At 57.6% G+C, this 264-nt stretch carries 1 tRNA gene; it reads right to left on the bottom strand.

Annotated elements, in window-relative coordinates:
* Window positions 1-71: 71 nt before the first annotated feature.
* Window positions 72-148: transfer RNA gene (locus J5M58_RS27375), tRNA-Arg, on the bottom strand.
* Between the last annotated feature and the right edge of the window lie 116 nt (window positions 149-264).

The following is a 264-nucleotide window of genomic DNA, read 5'->3' as shown; positions in this document are numbered from 1 at the left end:
GCTACAGCCGCACGCAAAGCGGTACAACTTCGAACTGAAAGGGCCCTCTCGGAGAAGGCCACTCGAAAAAGTGGCGCGGCTGGCAGGATTCGAACCCACGACCCCTTGGTTCGTAGCCAAGTACTCTATCCAACTGAGCTACAGCCGCACGCAAAGCGGTACAACTTCGAACTGAAAGGGCCCTCTCGGAGAAGGCCACTCGAAAAAGTGGCGCGGCTGGCAGGATTCGAACCCACGACCCCTTGGTTCGTAGCCAAGTACTCT

The organism is Pseudomonas sp. 32_A, assembly GCF_017490905.1.
Classification (GTDB): domain Bacteria; phylum Pseudomonadota; class Gammaproteobacteria; order Pseudomonadales; family Pseudomonadaceae; genus Aquipseudomonas; species Aquipseudomonas inefficax.
This window is presented reverse-complemented; position numbering and strand designations above follow the sequence as displayed.